Origin of the sequence: Phaeobacter sp. S60 (assembly GCF_000826845.1) — a bacterium.
GTDB lineage: Bacteria > Pseudomonadota > Alphaproteobacteria > Rhodobacterales > Rhodobacteraceae > Phaeobacter > Phaeobacter piscinae.
In genome coordinates this window covers 121,919-140,091 of the sequence record NZ_JSWJ01000015.1, presented here as the reverse complement: position 1 = coordinate 140,091, position 18,173 = coordinate 121,919, and the positions used below count along the sequence as shown (strand labels likewise).

Annotated in this window: 19 protein-coding genes; 4 read left to right on the top strand and 15 right to left on the bottom strand. The window is 58.8% G+C overall.

Going from position 1 to position 18,173, the window contains the following annotated elements; all coding sequences use genetic code 11:
• Positions 1-158: 158 nt before the first annotated feature.
• On the top strand, positions 159-617 hold the full coding sequence (locus OO25_RS15325) for a DUF2267 domain-containing protein (protein ID WP_040180996.1): 459 nt from the start codon (positions 159-161) through the stop codon (positions 615-617).
• A gap of 635 nt (positions 618-1,252) precedes the next feature.
• Here the strand turns inward: OO25_RS15325 and OO25_RS15320 are convergent.
• The 4 genes from OO25_RS15320 to OO25_RS15305 all read right to left on the bottom strand — a co-directional run bounded on the left by OO25_RS15320 (position 1,253) and on the right by OO25_RS15305 (position 4,450).
• The gene (locus OO25_RS15320) at positions 1,253-1,672 is read right to left on the bottom strand and encodes a MarR family winged helix-turn-helix transcriptional regulator (RefSeq protein ID WP_040180994.1); all 420 of its coding nucleotides are present in this window, start codon (positions 1,670-1,672) and stop codon (positions 1,253-1,255) included.
• Positions 1,669-2,094, bottom strand: coding sequence for an SRPBCC family protein (locus OO25_RS15315; RefSeq protein ID WP_040180993.1), 426 nt, complete (start codon positions 2,092-2,094; stop codon positions 1,669-1,671). The genes OO25_RS15320 and OO25_RS15315 overlap by 4 nt, the downstream gene beginning before the upstream one ends.
• Before the next feature lie 738 nt (positions 2,095-2,832).
• A complete protein-coding gene (locus OO25_RS15310; RefSeq protein WP_040180991.1) occupies positions 2,833-3,186 on the bottom strand; it encodes a response regulator in 354 nt (117 codons plus the stop codon).
• Positions 3,187-3,217: 31 nt separating this feature from the next.
• Complete coding sequence (locus OO25_RS15305) at positions 3,218-4,450, bottom strand: sensor histidine kinase (RefSeq protein WP_123585448.1); 1,233 nt, start codon at positions 4,448-4,450, stop codon at positions 3,218-3,220.
• A gap of 839 nt (positions 4,451-5,289) precedes the next feature.
• Between OO25_RS15305 and OO25_RS15300 the strand changes: the two genes are divergently transcribed.
• Together OO25_RS15300 and OO25_RS15295 are read left to right on the top strand one after the other, a co-directional pair.
• The gene (locus OO25_RS15300; RefSeq protein WP_040180988.1) at positions 5,290-7,032 is read left to right on the top strand and encodes an ATP-binding protein; all 1,743 of its coding nucleotides are present in this window, start codon (positions 5,290-5,292) and stop codon (positions 7,030-7,032) included.
• Positions 7,033-7,045: 13 nt separating this feature from the next.
• Entirely contained in the window at positions 7,046-7,861 is an 816-nt protein-coding gene (locus OO25_RS15295; RefSeq protein ID WP_242407052.1) for an acyl-homoserine-lactone synthase, read from the top strand.
• 30 nt (positions 7,862-7,891) lie between these two features.
• Here the strand turns inward: OO25_RS15295 and OO25_RS15290 are convergent, their stop codons facing one another.
• The 11 genes from OO25_RS15290 to OO25_RS15240 all read right to left on the bottom strand — a co-directional run bounded on the left by OO25_RS15290 (position 7,892) and on the right by OO25_RS15240 (position 16,891).
• Positions 7,892-8,983, bottom strand: coding sequence for an alpha-hydroxy acid oxidase (locus OO25_RS15290; RefSeq protein ID WP_040180986.1), 1,092 nt, complete (start codon positions 8,981-8,983; stop codon positions 7,892-7,894).
• Positions 8,983-9,537 carry a sulfopyruvate decarboxylase subunit beta gene (comE, locus tag OO25_RS15285; RefSeq protein ID WP_040172509.1) on the bottom strand — a complete coding sequence of 185 codons (555 nt, stop codon included), beginning with the start codon at positions 9,535-9,537 and terminating at the stop codon, positions 8,983-8,985. The genes OO25_RS15290 and comE overlap by 1 nt, the downstream gene beginning before the upstream one ends.
• Positions 9,534-10,040, bottom strand: a complete 507-nt coding sequence (gene comD / locus OO25_RS15280) for a sulfopyruvate decarboxylase subunit alpha (RefSeq protein WP_040172511.1) — start codon at positions 10,038-10,040, stop codon at positions 9,534-9,536. The genes comE and comD overlap by 4 nt, the downstream gene beginning before the upstream one ends.
• A 37-nt stretch (positions 10,041-10,077) precedes the next feature.
• Positions 10,078-10,488 (bottom strand): universal stress protein, encoded by a 411-nt coding sequence (locus tag OO25_RS15275; protein WP_040180984.1) that lies wholly within the window; start codon positions 10,486-10,488, stop codon positions 10,078-10,080.
• A gap of 28 nt (positions 10,489-10,516) precedes the next feature.
• Complete coding sequence (locus OO25_RS15270; RefSeq protein WP_040180982.1) at positions 10,517-11,497, bottom strand: alcohol dehydrogenase catalytic domain-containing protein; 981 nt, start codon at positions 11,495-11,497, stop codon at positions 10,517-10,519.
• Complete coding sequence (locus OO25_RS15265) at positions 11,494-12,255, bottom strand: SDR family NAD(P)-dependent oxidoreductase (RefSeq protein WP_040180980.1); 762 nt, start codon at positions 12,253-12,255, stop codon at positions 11,494-11,496. Before OO25_RS15265 ends, OO25_RS15270 begins: the two co-directional genes overlap by 4 nt.
• Complete coding sequence (gene hisD, locus OO25_RS15260; RefSeq protein ID WP_040180978.1) at positions 12,248-13,555, bottom strand: histidinol dehydrogenase; 1,308 nt, start codon at positions 13,553-13,555, stop codon at positions 12,248-12,250. Before hisD ends, OO25_RS15265 begins: the two co-directional genes overlap by 8 nt.
• Before the next feature lie 12 nt (positions 13,556-13,567).
• Positions 13,568-14,896, bottom strand: a complete 1,329-nt coding sequence (locus OO25_RS15255) for a TRAP transporter large permease (RefSeq protein WP_040180977.1) — start codon at positions 14,894-14,896, stop codon at positions 13,568-13,570.
• A gap of 12 nt (positions 14,897-14,908) precedes the next feature.
• Entirely contained in the window at positions 14,909-15,421 is a 513-nt protein-coding gene (locus OO25_RS15250) for a TRAP transporter small permease (protein ID WP_040180975.1), read from the bottom strand.
• Between the two features lie 115 nt (positions 15,422-15,536).
• Entirely contained in the window at positions 15,537-16,682 is a 1,146-nt protein-coding gene (locus OO25_RS15245; protein ID WP_040180973.1) for a TRAP transporter substrate-binding protein, read from the bottom strand.
• Between the two features lie 23 nt (positions 16,683-16,705).
• A complete protein-coding gene (locus OO25_RS15240; RefSeq protein ID WP_040173837.1) occupies positions 16,706-16,891 on the bottom strand; it encodes a hypothetical protein in 186 nt (61 codons plus the stop codon).
• A 129-nt stretch (positions 16,892-17,020) separates the two neighbouring features.
• Here OO25_RS15240 and OO25_RS15235 point away from each other — a divergent pair, with 129 nt between their 5' ends.
• Positions 17,021-18,046, top strand: a complete 1,026-nt coding sequence (locus tag OO25_RS15235; protein WP_040180972.1) for a LacI family DNA-binding transcriptional regulator — start codon at positions 17,021-17,023, stop codon at positions 18,044-18,046.
• Positions 18,047-18,173: the final 127 nt, after the last annotated feature.

Sequence of the window (18,173 nt, the reverse complement as noted above, 5' to 3'; positions counted from 1 at the left end):
CTCAAGAGATAGTTGTCATTTCCGGCTCCGAATCCAGACGGAGAAGGCCTGCACTCCTTCGCTCAAGGCGGCCCATGGCTGCCGCTGGTGTTTTCGACAACCCTTGTGAACTTCGATAAGATTATCAGCGCCAATGCTGAGGAAGGAACCAGCTACACATGCCAATGCCGTGGACATATCGGCACGCCTCCAAGGAGTGGCGCGCTTTCCTTGATGACGTGAAAGAGCGCATGTCCCTTGAGTCAGACAACATGGCGTACACGGCGGTTGATGCGGTGTTTCAGGTGTTCAGGCGTCGCTTGAACGCTCGAGAGGGTTTGGAATTCGCAAGTGTTTTGCCGAGCGTGCTTCGCGCGATTTTTGTTCAAAAATGGGATGTTACGCAGCCTCGCGCGGCATTTGATGACCGTGAGACACTCATTTCTGAGGTCAAAAATGTGCGTGTGAACCACAACTTGACGCCAGACAACGCGATTGAGGCAACGGCATGGGCGGTTCGGCGCTGCACCAACGGAAAAGACTTCGAACGCGTTTTGGCCCAGCTCCCAGTTGAAGCGCGCGCCTTTTGGCATGTCGACGTTGCCGATCCTGCCGAGCTGGAACAACGGATAATATAGCTGTGTTGCAGCATTCGGTAGGTTTGCACAGGACCAGCGCCAGCGCGATAGCCTTAAAGCAAAAATAGAAGAATGGATGCCGGACGGAGTGAGTGTCGAGATCGCGCCATACCGGTCTTCTAGTGACCAAGTTGATTCGTATCTGCCACACTAGGAGCGACCTTCTCTTGCGGGAGTGACAAAACATGCCCGGCTTGAGGAGTTGGATGGTGTACATCACCAAACCGTACATGATTAATGTCATCGTACGGCAATCTGAATGGCGGCTTACGGCTATACGGTCTGCTTCGCTCGCAAATGCAGCGAATGACCGGCTTCCACCCCGATCTGCAGGCAGTTTCATCCGTTGCAGATGCAGAATGAATGTCCATATCGGGCTGGCTGCGGTGATCCCATGATAGGCGCTAGGTACGAGATCTGCTGCAACTTTGGTGCTGCAACGCCGCAAGTCGGTAGTGAGCCCTAAGTGAGGGATGCTGCGGAACGCACGAAGGTCGGCTTCCGCGGGTCACGCTGCAGAGGCAGCATCGGGTTCTATAAGGGCCAAGACCCCGTCGTTGGTGAGGTCTGAAAGCCGATACAGAGGCTAGCGCACCAGCCGATCCGTTTTACTCGGTCGTTTCAAAAGGGGCAGGTTATCTCGCCTTCCTAGCCGCGAAGAACTCCCTGTCATAGGCTTCGACAACCGGTACCGCCCTGGCCAGGCGCTCACGTCCCAAGGGTGTGAGTGTGACGCGCTTCGAGCGCTGATCGGCCTTTGACGCGGAACGCTCGATCAGCCCGTCTCGCTCCAGCCGCGTGGCAATCTGCGAGACATGCATCCGGTCCATGCCGAGGAAATCGACGACGTCGCGTTGCGTCACGTTCTGTCCGTTGCGTGTCATCCAGCCACAGACCGCTAAAATGGCGAACTGCGGTTGCGTCAGTTCAAATGGCTTCAGCCGTCCGTTCAAGCCCCGCTGCCACAGCATGAACTCCTGCCAGAGGGTGAATCCTGGACTGACCTGCGGGCCCGCGAAGGAAGACGGCTCCCACTTCTGGTCTTGCCCGGTCACTCGCTTTCTGCCCTGTTCTCGCACGCATGCTTCAGGCCGAGCAGAGTTGCCGGAAGGGTGGCGTCGATCTCTCTGCCGATGAGCCGGCGGAACAGAAAGCCCAAGGGGCCGGAGAAGCGCACCCAGTGCGTCGCGGTGGTCCCTTGGCCATCCCCCCTTAAATCATGGCCGAAATGCATCCGGCACAACGGCAATTGACCCTCCATCGTGAAGGAGCGCCCCGGCAGGACCTCGGCGACGCGCACACGCGCCTTCGGTCCCTTCCGTGGCTTCAGCCAACCCGTCGATCCCCTGTGCAGACCGTCTGGCAGGAAGACCGCCTCGGTCTCGCAATCCCACGCAGGCCACGAGGCCACGTTCTCGTAAAGGGCGAACACCGCTGACTGGGGAGTGGAGATGGAAATGCTGTGAGTAATGGTCATGGGAAAACTCGATTAAATGTAAACACATTTACATTTGGTGTGAAACGAAAGGATGTGCAACCCCTTCCGTCGTCGAGCCGGCGTTTTCTCAAGGGTGCTTGGTTGGAACGGACCTTCGTGCTTAGCGCAGCGAAAGCCTGGATCGTCCGCCCCCCTTCCATTCGATGATGGTTGGCGGCTGCACTCGCGGCGAAGGTCCGCTCTTCCTCGTGCGGCTGCGGCATTGATCGCTCGTCATGGCACCAGATCCGCCGACTTTGCAAAGGTCGCTATCTGCGCAGTGCGACCGCCCCAGATCGTTCTTGCTGCACCGGCAGCGAACGGCAGCAAGGTCCGCTTCCCTTCCGTTCGACAGTGGTTGGTGGCTGCATCTGCAGCGAAGGTCTGCTCTCTCCATCGCTCGTGCAGCATGGGACCGTTGCTCAGGTGGCAGATACTGAGACTTTGCAAAGGTCGCTAACTGCGCTCCGCTACCCCCGGTGCATCCCGCAGCATGACATGAGGCAGCTTAGCCCTGCCGAGGGTCCGCTTCCTGGAAAAAGACCATGGAATTTCGCACCGGCAGCATCTTTGGCGCGGCACCCCTTGTCTACGGCAGTACCGGGCTGGTTTGTGCTGGTCTCTCGGTACCATGCCGCCGAATGGCGACAGTGTACCCGCCTACCGGATGCTGCAAGGTGCTTTAATCTCGGCTATCAAGAATTTGAGTGGTTTCTCATCCTGTAAAACGAATATTGGTTAGGCTGCTCTATCGACCAACTTAACCAATTCGTTGGAATCGTATGGTTTTGACAGCATCGCAACTGGTTCAAACTCTTCCAAACGTACCCGCATTACGGGATCAAGATTACCGCTTGCGAAGATGACTTCGACGTCTTGACTTGCCTGAACCTGTTTGACAGCGGCGCGCCCGCATCCACCATCCTTCAGACGTAAATCGACTATCATGAGATCAGGTTGATGGAGAAGAGCCAATTCAACAGCTTTGTCTTCGGTAGTTGCAGTTCCTACAACCTGGTGGCCTGCATCTTCCAGCGCCATTTCTAGATCAAAGGCAATAAGAAGTTCATCTTCGACAATCAGAATACGCAACAGTTCACCTGTCTACAGCACGCGCCTAAATTTAGTTGGATTCGAATTCCAGTTTGACGGTCCATCCATTGGCCTTTGCCTTGGTTACCTTCGCATCCAATTGCCGGGCAAGGATGCTTGTCAGTCTTGTACCCAGTCCATTGGTTGCATTGTTGTGCGACAACCCTGACTCAGAAGACGCACTAACCAGGTGGTTGGTTCCCTCTCCCTTGCCATTATCAGAAACTTCGACGAACGAGGCTCCGTCACTGTTGCTGACAAGCCGCACATTAATGCGAGGGCCCTCACCTGAACTGTCCATTTGGGTTACGCCTTCGATAAACGCGTATTTGAATGCATTTGTGATCAATTCATTGATGATCAGAGAAAGCGGCACAGCTTTGTCAGCAGGTAAAGTTAACTTGTCTGCTTCGACTTCTAGAGAGATATTTTTCTCGTCTGCCCCATGCCCATCGGCAAGACGCTCGCAAAAGCGCCGCAGGTAGTCTCCAAACTCGACCGTCCGCACATCGTCGTCATGGTAGAGTGCGGCGTGGACTGACGAGATCGCTTGGACGCGCGCAGACGCCGCGTGCAGTAACTCTGCAGCTTCATCCTGCGCAGAGCGTGCTTGAAGCGATAAAATCGAGCTAACCAACTGCAGTGAGTTTTTGACCCGGTGGTTTACCTCACCGAGCAGTATCTCTTTCTCTTCAAGCAGTCGCACCTCATCTTCGATGTCAACAAGCGCTACCGTTGCGCCAATGGTTTGTCCATCGGGGTTCCGGACCGGTTCACCAATGACCCGCATCCAAAACCTTGTCCCATCGCCACGCTGATAATGGACGTCCAGTTCCGCATGATCCTCGCCGTCCTTGATGACGCGGGAAAGGGGATACTCATGACTTTCGACCTGCCGTCCATTGGCGTGAAACGAGATCCACTCCGCATAGGACTCTGTGTCTTCTGAGTTGAGGACGGGGTGTTTGAGGTTTCGCTCGACCCATGAGTTGCCGTGAACAATCCGTCCAGTCGCATCTGCAAGCACAACGCCGACCGGAACGGTTTCCATCATGGCCTCAAGCAATACAGTGCGGTCGTCGGAAGCTGCGAGATCTAAAGAAGGAGACGCATCTTCATTTTGAGCGAGCAGTGCCCGCGCGGTTGCGAGTTCCCTCCGAAGCCGTGCAATTTCTTCGTAAGGATCGTCCAAAGAGTCCGTTTCGCTCAGCAGAAATTCTTCTGACGACAATGACCCAGGTTGGTTTTTTAATTCGTCGTTCACGATGATGTCCTGCTGTGTTTGCAAACAAGTTGTGATGTACCACGCCAAATGGCTCTTTGAAAGCTGCGGCAAAAGGTAAGAAGTCGGATAGTCTAAGCAAAGGGAGAACCCGAGGCTCGAGCCAGCTGCAGTGAAAGGGCGCTTTGTCCTGCTTGGTTTCTATTCGAGTCTGGTCGGCGGCTGCGACTGCGGCGAAGGTCAGCTCTTCTTTTTGGGCCTGCGGCACGGATCGCCTGCGATGCCGCCAGTTCCGCCGACTTTGCAAAGGTCACTATCTGCGCAGAGGCGTCTTTTTGCTGATCGTGCTGTAGGTCGTTTCCAGAGCAAAGAAGATGGCGCGAACGTGGTCCACCCTTATTGTAAGTTATTGATTTCTTTTGGTGCCTAAAGTGACTCTTCGTGGTCCACATGGCGCATAAAAATATGGGAAAATCGGCAATACGGGTTGACCGTGTGGGGGCACCATTATTCAACTGATATTGCTCTATTGCTGCCTTTATTAGGCCGGTTTTGGGCCGCCATCTCGATGATGGCCCTCTGAAAAGCAATAGTAGGGATGCATATGCTGCTTCGGCAGGCCCACGTTTGTGCCTGACTGAACAAACCTAGGTCTTGCGTGTTCATCTCACGCTTCAGTTGCTGGAAAACTATCTTATTAAGAATTGAGCTTGTTCAACCTGTCGCCGACGCCAGTCAAGTAATATTAAGTCATCTGTCACCATTTGACTGCAATTTAACGGAACGGGCGAATCGGTTAGCTGTGGTCAAATTAGGTGAGGCTCACCTTTGACGCGCGAACACGATGGTGGGGGAGGTGGCCAGCGAAACTGGGGAGGAGGATGCGTTTGTTTTCACTATCTACAGACCACGCGAACTCTATTGCCAGCCAAAACCAACTTGTTCGATCTGACCTCCCATCCAGGTTTGCCTCGATCACTCTGGTGTCGTTGCTCTCTCTCTATTTCCTGTCGCTACAGACCGTGGCAGTCGTCTATACCGCTTACGTTCTTGTCGAGCTCGTCGGACTGCGCGTTTATCGTCGGCTCTCGTCCGAGGTGACACTGGGCGCAACCGTTCTATTTGCGGGCTCTGCGTTTGTGGGCGTCTGCGTGTTTAATTCTCTGTCTTTACTGCTGTTTTTGCATGCTGAGCCTTTCCCGAAGCTGATGGGGGCGATGCTGCTGATCATTGCACTCAATCATTCGGTGGTTGCGCGATCAGCGTGGTTCTACTTTGGGATCATCACCGCTGTGCCGATAATTTGCACTGTGGGATACATGGTTTGTGCGACTTTGCTTCGTATCGCAAGCGTCGGCGAAATGGTGATCGCTGCGGTCATTCTCTTGTTGGGAGCAGCCTATATGGTACATGCCATGTGGGTGCAGCATCGGTTGACAGGGCGCCTGCGCGAGGCATTGGGCGCCGCGGAGGCCGCGAGTCGCGCCAAGAGCCGGTTCCTCGCTGCGATGAGCCATGAGATCCGCACCCCTCTGAATGCGATTTGTGGCATGTCCGAACTGATCGAGGAGGAGAATTCTGATTCCGAAACGCTTAAGGAGCAGACACAACTCTTGCGCAAATCCTCCCAGGCGCTCACAGGTATACTTGATGATGTTCTTGATCACGCCAAGATCGAGTCTGGTCAGTTCGAGCTAAATCTTGCTACCGCCTCCCCGCGGGAAGAGATCTCCAGTGCTGTCGAAATGTATCGAGCACGCGCGGATGAAAAGGGGCTAACACTAACTGTCAGGCTGGCACAGGGTCTTCCTGACTATGCAGAATGTGACGCATTGCGCCTGCGGCAGGTGATCGGAAACCTGGTTTCCAATGCGATAAAATACACGGAATCTGGCCGGGTCGAAGTGGTCGCAGATTGCGAAAGTATCGATGGGCAATTCAGGCTACGCGTGGCGGTTTCCGACACTGGTCGCGGCATGACGCCAGAGCAGAGTGCAAAACTTTTTACCGATTTCTATCGCGCCAAGGACAAGAATGCCCCTAACGTCCCCGGCACCGGGCTAGGATTGGCGATCGCCCGCCACCTGGCACGTATCATGGGCGGCGACATTACGGTACAGACCGGCCGCGGTTGGGGCAGCTGCTTTACGTTTCATTGTCCTATCACTGCGCTTGAAGCCTCGGAAGTGGAGGTTTTGCCGCCGCAGACTGCGGGAACTGAAGTCGACGATCTTGGCAACCTGTCCATTCTGCTGGTTGATGATACTGCGTCCAACCGATTGGTTGTGCGGGCGTTTCTAAAGAACAGCGGAGTTCAGATCGTTGATGCCGAAAACGGTTCCGAAGCCTTAGACTGCCTAGAGCGCCGCCCATTCGATCTGGTACTTCTGGATATGAAGATGCCGGTTATGAATGGCAGGGAAACCCTGACGGAAATGCTGCGGCGGGGTGGGCGGATCGGGGCGACACCTGTGATCATGCTGACGGCGAACGCCGCTGCGGATGAGCAGGAGTTATTCCTGCAGCTCGGTGCGGTGAGCTACCTTTCTAAACCGGTCAAAAAATCGGTTTTGCTTTCGGAAATCCGCAAGGCTACATCCATGCAGGCTGCGCGTTCCGCTTGATGACATTTGGGCGTTGCCGGCAGAGATTGCCGTCTGCGGTCGCGCGAACGAGGATACTCTCGACCTACGCACCCCGATCTTGAAAAGCTGCCGCAAAAAGCGGAGCGACTGTTCTGAATTAATTCAAAATTTACGCTTTCCGGATAGGTTGAGTCGAATTTTCGATAAATTGCCGGAATGCAGGTTTGCATTCGGGCTGGAACAGCTGACCGGGCCAGCGATGCAGTCGACAGAAATTACATTCGACAATTTTGCGGAGACCGGCGGGCTCTTCACTGAAATGCTGCGCGCGCGGTATCGTCATTTTGTTCAGTTGCGGCGCTGGAATCTACCCAATGTGCGTGGCTTGGAGTTTGATCAGTACGACACACCAGAGAGTATCTACTGCACTGTTCATGAGGGAAAAACAGTCCTCGGCGGTTTTCGAATGACTCCCACCACTGCGCAGTGCATGACCACCAGCTACATGTTGCGTGATGCCCAACTCGGTCTGCTGCCTGGCCTGCCGTCAAATGTCCTGGATCATTCCGCGCCTCAGGACGCCGCAATCTGGGAGGTCAGCCGGTTTTTTGTCGAAGACACGCTGAGCGCGCGGGAGCGCAGAGATGTGCGTGGACATCTGGAGCGTGGCCTGTCGCGGCTCGCGCAGGAGTGGAACATCAGCGCTTTTCTGTGCATCACCTCGGTCACAGCTGCGCTGCTGATGCGTAGGGCGCGCCTGTCGATCACCTCCGCCGGGCCTAGGTTTGAAGCAGGCGGCGAAACCTGTCAGGCCTACCACCTGACCGTCGATGCAAAAAGCCAGCGCAGCGACGCAGACGCAGCATAAACATGCTCAATGGCGGCGAATGCGCGCCCCTCAATGTCTTAGTGAGACGCGCCCGGTTTGAGCCATGGCAATGCTCAGCTCTTCGGTTAGCGCATCCCACAACTGTTCCAGCCCAGCCTCGCCCCTCGCAGCAATCGCGTATTGCAGGATACGGCCCAGAAATACGAAATCCGCGCCCATGGTGATTGCCTTCAAAACATCCTCGCCCGACCGGATGCCGCTGTCGTAAAAAACCGGAAACGTCGGCCCAAGATCTGCACGGATCTTTGCCAACATCTCGATCGGGGCGGGTGCGGCTTCGAGTTGTCGCGCGCCATGGCTGGAGATCTGAATGGCATCAACTCCAGCCGACACCAGGGCACGGGCGTCTTCGACGTCCAGCACGCCTTTCACCACCAGCTTGCCGGGCCAGAGATCGCGCAGCCGGGCCAGCGTGTCCCACGTGGCGCGCGCCCGGCTTTGGGTGCGGTCGAAGTCATAACCCTCCATCTGAAAATTCGCCATAACGGGCTTGCCCTTCAGCAGCGTCGTCAGCGACCAGCGCGGATGCAGGGCGAAATCGATGAATTGGCGCGGACCGATGCGGAACGGCATCTTGAAGCCATGCCGCAGTTCGCGTGGGCGGCGGCCGACCTCCGGCACATCAACCGTCAGCACCAGAGTTTGATAACCAGCCGCGCGGGCGCGCTCGGCCAGATTGAAGGAGCCAGTGCCGTCACCGCTGAAATAGAGCTGAAACCAGGCATAGCCTTCCGTCGCCTCCAGAAGCGTCTCGAGCGACGTCGAGGCGACGGTGGAGACCCCGTGCGGCACCCGGTAACGCGCCGCCAGCCGGGCCAGCATCAGGTCGGCGCCAGGAGCCGACAGGTTGCACATGCCCATGGGGGCAATGCCAAAAGGGCGGTCTGCCTCGGCGCCAAATATGCTTGTGGCCAAAGACCGCTGACTGACATCGCGCAAGATACGGGGCCGCAGGGTGATGGCATCCAGGGCTGCGCGATTGCGCGCCGCCCCGGTTTCCTGCCCTGCTGCCCCATCGATATAGTCAAACACCATCCAAGGAAGCCGCCGCCGGGCCAGACGGCGGGCGTCCTCAGCCGAATGGATGGCGCCTGCGCCCATCAGCTGGCGACAGCCGTCATAAAGCGGTCGCGGATCACCACCGGATCCATCGTGATCACCGGCATCTTGGCGTTGCCGCTGTCGCATTTCACCACCAGCACCGTGGCCTCGCCACTCGCCAGCGTCTGTTCGAGTGCAGAGCCGGTGTCTTTGTCCTGCACCTCGATCACCCGGCCACAGCCAGCTGCGCGCGCCATGGCAGCCAGATCGGTGCGCTGGCTGGTGTAGGTCGGCTGATCGCCGGTTGAGCCATAAGAGCCATTGTCGATGATCATCAGGATATAGTTCCCGGGTGCGTTGTTGCCGATGGTGGGCAAGGTGCCGAGATTGGTGAGGATCGAGCCGTCTCCGTCGATCACGATCACCGGTTTCGGCTGTGCCAACGCCAGCCCCAGCCCGATGGATGAGGCAAGGCCCATGGTGCCCAGCATGTAGAAATTGCTGGGCTGGTCGTCGATGGCGTGCAGCTCTTGGCTCGGAATGCCGATATTGCAGACCACCAGTTCGTTGCGCAGGATGGGTGCGATCTCTTTCAGGATTTCGGAACGGATCATTGGTCGCCATAGCCTCCCCAGAAATTGGCATCGGTCAGGATGGCAACAGGTTTGTTGCACATGAAGGTGTATTTCAGGATGTTGTCGAATTCCTCGACGTCCCGCTGCCAATGGAAGTGGTAGGTCGGGATATTCATCTGCGCCAATAGTGCCTTGGTATGCACGGCCATTTCCACCTGGCATGCCACCGGCTCGCGCAGCTCGCCGCGGTAGGAGATCAGCATCGGCAGCGGCATCCGGTAGTATTGGATCAGCGTCGCAAGCGTGTTGATGGTGACCCCAATGGCGGTGTTCTGCATGATGATCGCGGGGCGTTTGCCCCCCATCCAGGCGCCGGCGCACAGCCCCATGCCTTCGTCTTCCTTGTTGGAGGGGATGTGAAAAATGTCATCGCGCTGGTCGATCTCCTCAATCACACCCGCCAGTTGCTTACAGGGCACGGTGGTGACGAAGGAGACGCCATTGGCCGCCAGATCGTCAGCGATCCTCTTGTCTATTGTCATGGTCGATTGCCTTTGTTTGAGGTCTCGGTGTTGGGGATCAAAGGGGGCGGCAGACATGCACCGCGCAAGGCGCGTGGCGCACCACACGGGCGGCGGTCGAGCCGAGGAAAAAGTCGCTGAGCCCGGGTTTATGTGAGCCGACGACGATACAGTCCGTACCGTTCTGTTCGGCATATTCAACGATGGCCCGGTATGAGCGGCCTTTGACAATTTCGGCTGCTACATCGCAATAGTCCGCGGTCTTCTTGGTTAGCTGCTGACGGGCCTTTTCGAGCCCTTCGCGCACGGCCTCCTCATCCAGATAGGCACTGACAGAGCCTTGCGGGGCCTCATAGACATGCAGCGCGGTAATCTGCCCGCCGGGGTTGCACAGGGTCGCGGCGGCTTTCAGTGTTGTGCCGGACACCCCGTGGTCCAGGGCCATGGGAACCAGGATCTTGTCATACATGATGCTCTCCGTTTGCTCAGCTCAGGGCCTAGGCCCAGGGGTCTAGAATGATCTTTGGCGCGGCCACTGCGCCGGACCGCAGGTCGCGAAAGGCAGCGGCGCCGTCTGATAGCGGCCGCTGTTCTGGCCAGTCCAGCGGACCTAGGCGGCCGTCAAAGATCGCTTGCGCGGTGTCGCGAAAATCCTGCGCGGTATAGGTATAGGTGCCGATAAAGGTGATTTCCTGCAGCGTCATGCGGCGGATATCCAGTCCGCCCGCATCCTCGGCCAATCCGACATGGGTAATCACACCACCGGGAGCAGCGATGGCAGAGGCGGCGGCGCGGGTGGTCGCGTAGCCCACGGCGTCGACCACCAGTGGTACAATGCCCTGAAACTCTGCCACCGCCTGCTGGCCGCAGTGGTCTGCCAGAAAAGCCCGGCGCGCGGCGTTGGGTTCCTGAATCGCGACGTCCTCCACCCCCATTGCGCGCAGCGCCAGCGCAGCGGCCAAGCCGATGGCACCGCCGCCGATCACCAGCGCGCGGCGCTCCATATCCGGGTGCAGCGCCGCCAGCGCGAGCCGGGCGGCGTGCCAGCTGACCGCCAGCGGCTCGGCCAGGGCGGCCTTTGCCAGCGGCACATCTGCGGGCACGGTTACAAGGTTGCGCTCCGGCATCGCCACGAACTGGGCAAAGGCGCCCTCGCGCGGGGGCATGGAGATGATCTGGCGGCTGGCGCAGAGGTTTTCACGCCCCGCCGCGCAGGCCGCGCAGCTGCCGCAGGTCACCAAGGGGTTGATCGTCACCCTTCGGCCCGCCTGCGATCCGTCTTCTATAGTCCCCGCAGCCTCATGCCCCAGGATCAGCGGCGCGGGCCTGCGGGCGTCATGGCCGAGATAGGCGTGCATGTCCGAGCCGCAGATGCCAGAGGCACGGATGCGGATCAGATGCTCGCCCTCTCGTCGCGCAGCCATCGGCACATCTCGGAATGCCAGCGTCTCAACCCCCTCATAAACCAAGGCTTTCATTTCGCTGTGAACCCTCCATCGACCATCAATACCTGCCCGGTGACATAGGCGGAGGCATCGGAGCACAGAAACAACAGCGGCCCGTCCATATCCTCCAGCCGGCCATTGCGGCCGATACAGGTCTGCGCGGCGTTTCGGGCCGCACGGTCCCCATCCTCGAACACGGCCTGCGTCAGCTCGGTGGGGAAAAACCCCGGTCCGATGGCGTTGGCGGTGATGCCGAATGGCGACCAGGCCTCTGCCATGGCGCGGGTCAGCTGGCCGATCCCGCCCTTGCTGGCGCCATAGGCCACGCCGCCGGGAAAGGCGCGGGTGGTCTGGAGCGAGGCGAAATTGACGATCCGCCCCCAACCTCTGTCCTTCATCCCGGGCACTAGGGCTTGGCTCAGAAAGAATGGTGCGGAGAGGTTCAGTGCGATGGTCTGGTCCCAGCCCTCGGCGGTGACGTCATCCGCCGTTTGCCGAGTATTCACACCGGCCGCATGGATCAGGATATCCGGCGCCCCGAAGGGGGCTGAAACGTCTTCACGCAATGCGTCGAACCTGCTGCGGTCTGCCACATCAGCCACCGCATAAGCCGCGCTTGGCCCGATCTCAGCACAGACGCTTTCCAAAGCCTCGGCCCGGCGCGCCACCGCGACCACCTGCGCACCGGCAGCGGCCAACGCAATCGCTGCGCGACGCCCCAGCCCGGAGCTGGCGCCGGTGATACAGGCGGTCCGGCCTGTCAGGTCGAAAAGCGCGCGCGGGTCAGCCATTTGCAGTCAGGTCAAAGGTTTCATCCGGGAAGTACTTGGCCAACCGCACGTCAGCAGCGCGGGCGTGGCCCTCCATCCCTTCCAGCCGGGCAATCCGTGCGGTCGCCTCTGCCACTGGTTTGGAGCCTTCGCGGGTGGCGCGCTGCCAGGTGACGATCTTCATGTATTTATGGACTGACAGCCCGCCGGTATAGCTGGCCGCGCGCGAGGTCGGCAGCACATGGTTGGTGCCCGCTGCCTTGTCGCCGTAGGAGACTGTGGTTTCCTCGCCCAGAAACAGCGAGCCGTAGCAGGTCAGCTGCCCCAGCCACCAATCCAGATCCTCGGCCTGTACGGTCAGATGCTCAGGCGCGTAGGCGTCGGAGCAGGCGGCCATATCTTCGCGGTTGGCACAGAGGATGACCTCCGCATAATCGCGCCAGGCCGCAGCGGCGTTCTCGCGGTTCACCTCGGGCAGATCGTCGATCAGCCCCGGCACCAGCCGCATCACCTCCTCGGCAAGAGTGCGATCATCCGTCACCAGCCAGACCGGGGAGTTGTAGCCATGCTCGGCCTGGCTCACCAGATCGGTGGCGACGATATGCGCATCCGCCGTGCTGTCGGCCAGGATCAGGCTGTCGGTGGGGCCCGCGATCATGTCGATACCGACACGGCCGAACAGGATACGCTTGGCCTCCGCCACGAATTGATTGCCGGGACCAACGAGGATATTCGCCTTGGGCAGTCCGAACAGGCCGAATGTCATCGCCGCAACGCCCTGCACGCCACCCATTGCCATGATCTGATCCGCGCCGCAGATATGGGCGGCATAAACGATGGCCGGCGCCACGCCGACGCCGGGGCGCGGCGGCGAGCAGGCGGTGATATGTTTGCAACCGGCCACTTTGGCGGTTGTGACGGTCATGATCGCGCTGGCGATATGGCTGTAGCGCCCGCCGGGCACGTAGCAGCCCGCTGCATCCACCGGGATCGCCTTCTGTCCGGTGATGAAACCCGGTGAAATTTCTGTTTCCACATCATGCACAGTGCTTTTCTGCAGCTCGGCAAAGCGGCGCACGTTGTCATGGGAGAACCGAATGTCGGCCTTCAGCTTTTCCGGCACCAAGGCGCAGGCGGCCTCAATCTCCTCATCCGTCAGCAGCACGTTGCCCTCGTACTTGTCGAATTTGGCCGCATATTCCAACGCTTTGGCGTCGCCTCCGGCCTCGATCTCATCAAGGATCTCCTGCACAATCTTATGGGTCTCGGACGCATCCGACTTGGGGGTCAGGGCCGCCTTCTTCAGGTACTCACGGGTCATGTCCAAAGGGTCCTATTTATAGATGTCAGGGAGCAGCGTGGTTGAGATCGCAGGCAGATAAGCGATCAGCAGCACCACAATCAGCATGGTCAGAACAAACGGTATGGCGCGGGCGGCGATCTTGAGAATGGACTCACCGGTGATGCCGGAGACCACGAACAGGTTCAGGCCCAGCGGCGGAGTGATGAACCCCACACCCAGCGCGGTGATCATCATGATGCAGAACTGAATTTCGTTCATGCCGATGTTGTCGGCCAGCGGTTTCAGGATCGGCGCCAGGATCACGATATTGGGGGTCGTCTCCATCACACAGCCCGCAGCGATCAGAATGCAGATCATCAACAGGATCAGCATGGCCGGATCGTCAGTCAGCCCGGTCACAGCCGTCACAAACCCCTGTGGCACGCCCATGATGGCCAGTGCCTCCGCCAAAGGCGCTGAGAAGGCGATGATCGGCAGGATCACCCCGTTCACCTTGGCAGAGCTGACGAGCATCGCCGGGAAGTCCGCCAGTTTCAGGGTGCCCAGCAGAAAACCCATCAGGATGGTGACAACGACAGCGGTGGCGCCGGCCTCGGTCGGGGTCAGGCGGCCGGAGAAAATGCCATAGAAGATGATCCCCGGCACGATGAAGGCATACCAACCGGATTTCAGTGATTGTCCCAGATTGCCCAGCCATTCTCCCAGCCCCATATTGCCGCCGGTCTCATAGGTATAAAGCCGGTTCATGATGATGTTGGTGACAAGGATCGACACCAGAATGGCAATCCCCGGGATCAGCGCCGCCAGAAACAGGGTGGAGGCGGAAATGCCCAGCACCAGACCGATGATAATATAGGCGATCGAGGGTGGGATCAGGATGCCGGTGCAGGCACCAGCAGCCACCAGCGCGCAGGCGTAGGGGCGGGGGTAGCCGCTTTCGACCAGCCGGTTGATGGTCATCCGTCCCACCGCAGCAGCGCCAGCGGCGTCCGAGCCGGAAATCGCCGCGAACATGCCGCAGACCAGCACCGTGGCCGAACCAAAACCACCCCGTGTCCAGCAGGTCAGCGCCTCGGCCACATCCAGGAACTTCTTGCTGAGCCCGGTTCTGACCAGCACATCACCGGTCAGAATGAACAGCGGCACCGCGGTCAGCGCAAAGGCGTCGATGCCGGTGAACAAGCTTTCACCAATGGCGCTGAGCGGCAGGTCGCCCGACATCACCAGCATGGTGATCGCGGCAGCCCCGATGGCCGCCCAAACCGGCACCGCCAGCGCAATCAGGGCCACAAACATGATCACCGGCAGGTAGAAATCCCAGCCCAGTTCCACCGTTTGATTGAGTGAATTCCACAGCATCTCTCAGATCCTTCAATCAAACAGCTTGTCGCCTTCAAAGACGGGCGTGCCGTCTCGAAGACTGCGAAAATCGCGCAGGAAGGATTGCAGCAACCGCCAGACCATCAAGGCGAACCCGGCTGGCACCGCCATCAGGAACCAGACCATGGAAATGCGCAGCCCGTGGCTGACAGAGCCGAATTTGGCGGAGACCAGCACCGTCTCGAACGACCAGTAGAGCGCCACCAGCGCGACCACGAACATCACCAGATCGCCAAAGATATAGAGCAGCGCCTTGGGGCGCGGCCCGAGGTAATGCATCAGCACATCAATGCGGATATGGGCGCGCTCCTTCACTGCGGCGGCGGCACCGATCCAGGCGAGATAGATGAAGGAGTAGCGCACAATCTCCTCACCCCAGATCGAGGAATAGGCAAAGAGTTCGCGCCGGATCACCTCAACCGCCATAGTGATGACCAGCATCACGTAGAAGGTCAGCAGCAGCCAGCGCTCGGCGTTCTTGTCAATTTTCCGCAAGAGGTCCATCGCTCGTCCCGAGGGTTGGGCGCGCCTTATGAATCAGCCCGAACCGGGCTGTCGCAGGCGGCTAAAAGAGAAAGGGAACGTGGCACCGGGTCCCGGAACCACGTGGTGCGACAGCTTATGCGTCGTGGACGTAGTATTTGCCCTGCGTGCCTGCGGCCTCTTCCAGCTTGGCGAAACTGTCCATCGATCCGGCCAGCTCAGTCTTGAAGCTATCCCATTCGCTGCGCTGATAGCCTCCGGCTTCCTGCCATTCGCCCAGCTGATCGTCGCTCAGCGTATGGAAGGCGACACCGGCCTTGGCCAGCTCCGCCATGGCATAGGCGCGGGCTGACGGCACCTTGGAGAGGTTCTGATGCGCGGTCATCTCTGCCCCCCACATCACGCCGTCCTGCACATCAGAAGGCAAGGAATTGAACCACTCCAGATTGCACGAGTAGACCTGACTGTCCGGCACCGCCTGGGTGAAGGTTACGTGGCTCAGAATATCCTTGAAGCCAAAGACATAGAGCGCGCCCACAGAGGGGTCGAGCGCATCTGCCACACCTTGTTTGATCGCCGAGGGTGTTTCGCCCCAGGCCACGGGCGTCGGGTTGGCACCGACCATACGGTAGTACTGCTGCAACATTTTGGAGCCCGGAACCCGGAATTTCACACCCGCCATATCGCCCGGGGAGGTCACCGCATTGCCGCCCTTGCGCACAGCCACGACGCGGGGATCAATGTTCACATAGAACAGCGCCTTGAAACCGTTGGCCTCCACCTTGGGGTGCACCTCAGCGTTCCAGAAATCGGAGGTCACCAGATTGGTGAAACGCTGATTGGAGCCACAGAGATAAGGCATGTTGATCAGATCAACGGTGGAGGCGAAGGGGGCGAAATTCGACAGCGAATGCTGTGCCGCCTGAATGGTGCCGCCCTGCACCTTCTGCACCAACGCACCGCCTGCGCCCAGCTGCCCGCCGGGGGCCAGTTTGACGTAGATCTTGGCATTGGTGGCGTTCTGGATGTTCTCCTTCAGGTCCAACTGCATGATTGGGTAGCTGCGTGACGCGCCCAGCACATAGGCGGTGGCCACCGTCATGATGTGCTCGGCCGCACGTTCACGCTCCTTTTCTTCCTTGGCGGTTTGCGCCACTGCTTCAGTGGACCAAAGCACCCCACCAGCCCCCGCGACCAACGCCGCGGTAAATGAGCCGGTCGAGGCCAGTTTCAGAAAATTACGGCGCTCTGCAGATTTGAGCCCATCCTTGCCATTCGTCATTGTCTTCCTCCCTTGGAAATCCATCAGCTGCCGTCTTGGTTTTTTTGGTCAGCTTCTTTTTTGAGAATTGCAGCCACAAACAGAATGGACGCTGCAAACAGGATCACCATCTCGCCGACGTCGCTCAGAAAACCGCCGCTGCCAAAGGCGCCGAGGGCGACATTGGCAAAGAACACGGCAAACACGCAAACAGACGCCATCAGAAACATCGAAAGATCCCCGTTGTTATCTCATCACCATTTGTAAGCGCTTACATCAATAATGCAAGCGCTTACATTAAGCGCTGGCAGCCGTCGGGAAATCTGCTAAAATGAGCCCGGAAAATGATAAGGTACGACATGGGAAAAAGCCCCTCTGCTCCAACACTTAACGATGTTGCCAAGGCTGCAGGCGTCTCGACCGCCACCGTGTCGCGCTGCCTGAATTCACCGGATCGTGTCATCGAGACCACCCGCCAGCGTGTGATGGAGGCGGTCGAATCACTGGGCTATACGCCGAATTTCGCCGCCCGCGTCATGGCGGCCAAACGCAGCTTTACCATCGGGGCGATTATTCCAACGATGGACAATGCAATTTTCGCGCGCGGGCTGCAGGCCTTTCAGGATCAGCTGCGGGAAGATGGCTACACCCTTTTGGTGTCCAGTTCCGCCTATTGCCCGGAGATGGAGCGCGAACAGATCCGCACATTGGTTGCGCGTGGCGCAGATGGCTTGCTGCTGATCGGCCACGACCGGGAGGAGCAGATTTATCAATACCTTGAGAGGCACCGGGTTCCGGTCCTTGTGGCTTGGTCTTATGCACCGGAGCGGCCGCAGCCGTCGGTCGGGTTCAGCAACAAGGGCGCGATGTGGGATCTGGCCCAAACGGTGGTGGACGCGGGGCACCGCCACATTGCGATGATCTCCGGGATCCTGCAGGGCAATGATCGTGCCCAAAATCGTGTCAGCGGTGTCCGGGATGCCATGCGTTCCAGAGGTCTCGACCCGGCTGCGCTCACATTGATCGAAACCCCCTATGAGATTGAGAAAGGGGCCGCAGCCTTTGCAGAGCTGATGTCGCATGCACCCCGCCCAACCGTGGTGATGTGTGGCAATGACGTTCTGGCGGCAGGGGCGCTCCGCGAGGCGCGAAGCCGGGGGATTGCTGTACCTGACGATGTCTCCATCACCGGGTTTGATGATATCGAGCTGGCAGAAATCGTCAGCCCCGCTCTCACAACTGTGCATGTCCCGCACCGCGAAATGGGGCGCAAGGCGGCGCAAGAACTGATTGCAATCGTGGAGGGGCGGTCCGAGGGGCAGTCGGTCTGCATCAACACCACACTTGTCACGCGTCAGTCCTTGGCGCGGCCGCCCGGCAGATAGCAGCGCGTTCTCACCGGTCAATCCGCCGGCTGACAAAAAAATCTGTTGCCTTGGGCAGACCCGCTATGCTCCAACAGTGGCACGACCCTGGCAATAAAGGCATTGCGCGCTGCTGTCCGGGTGAGCG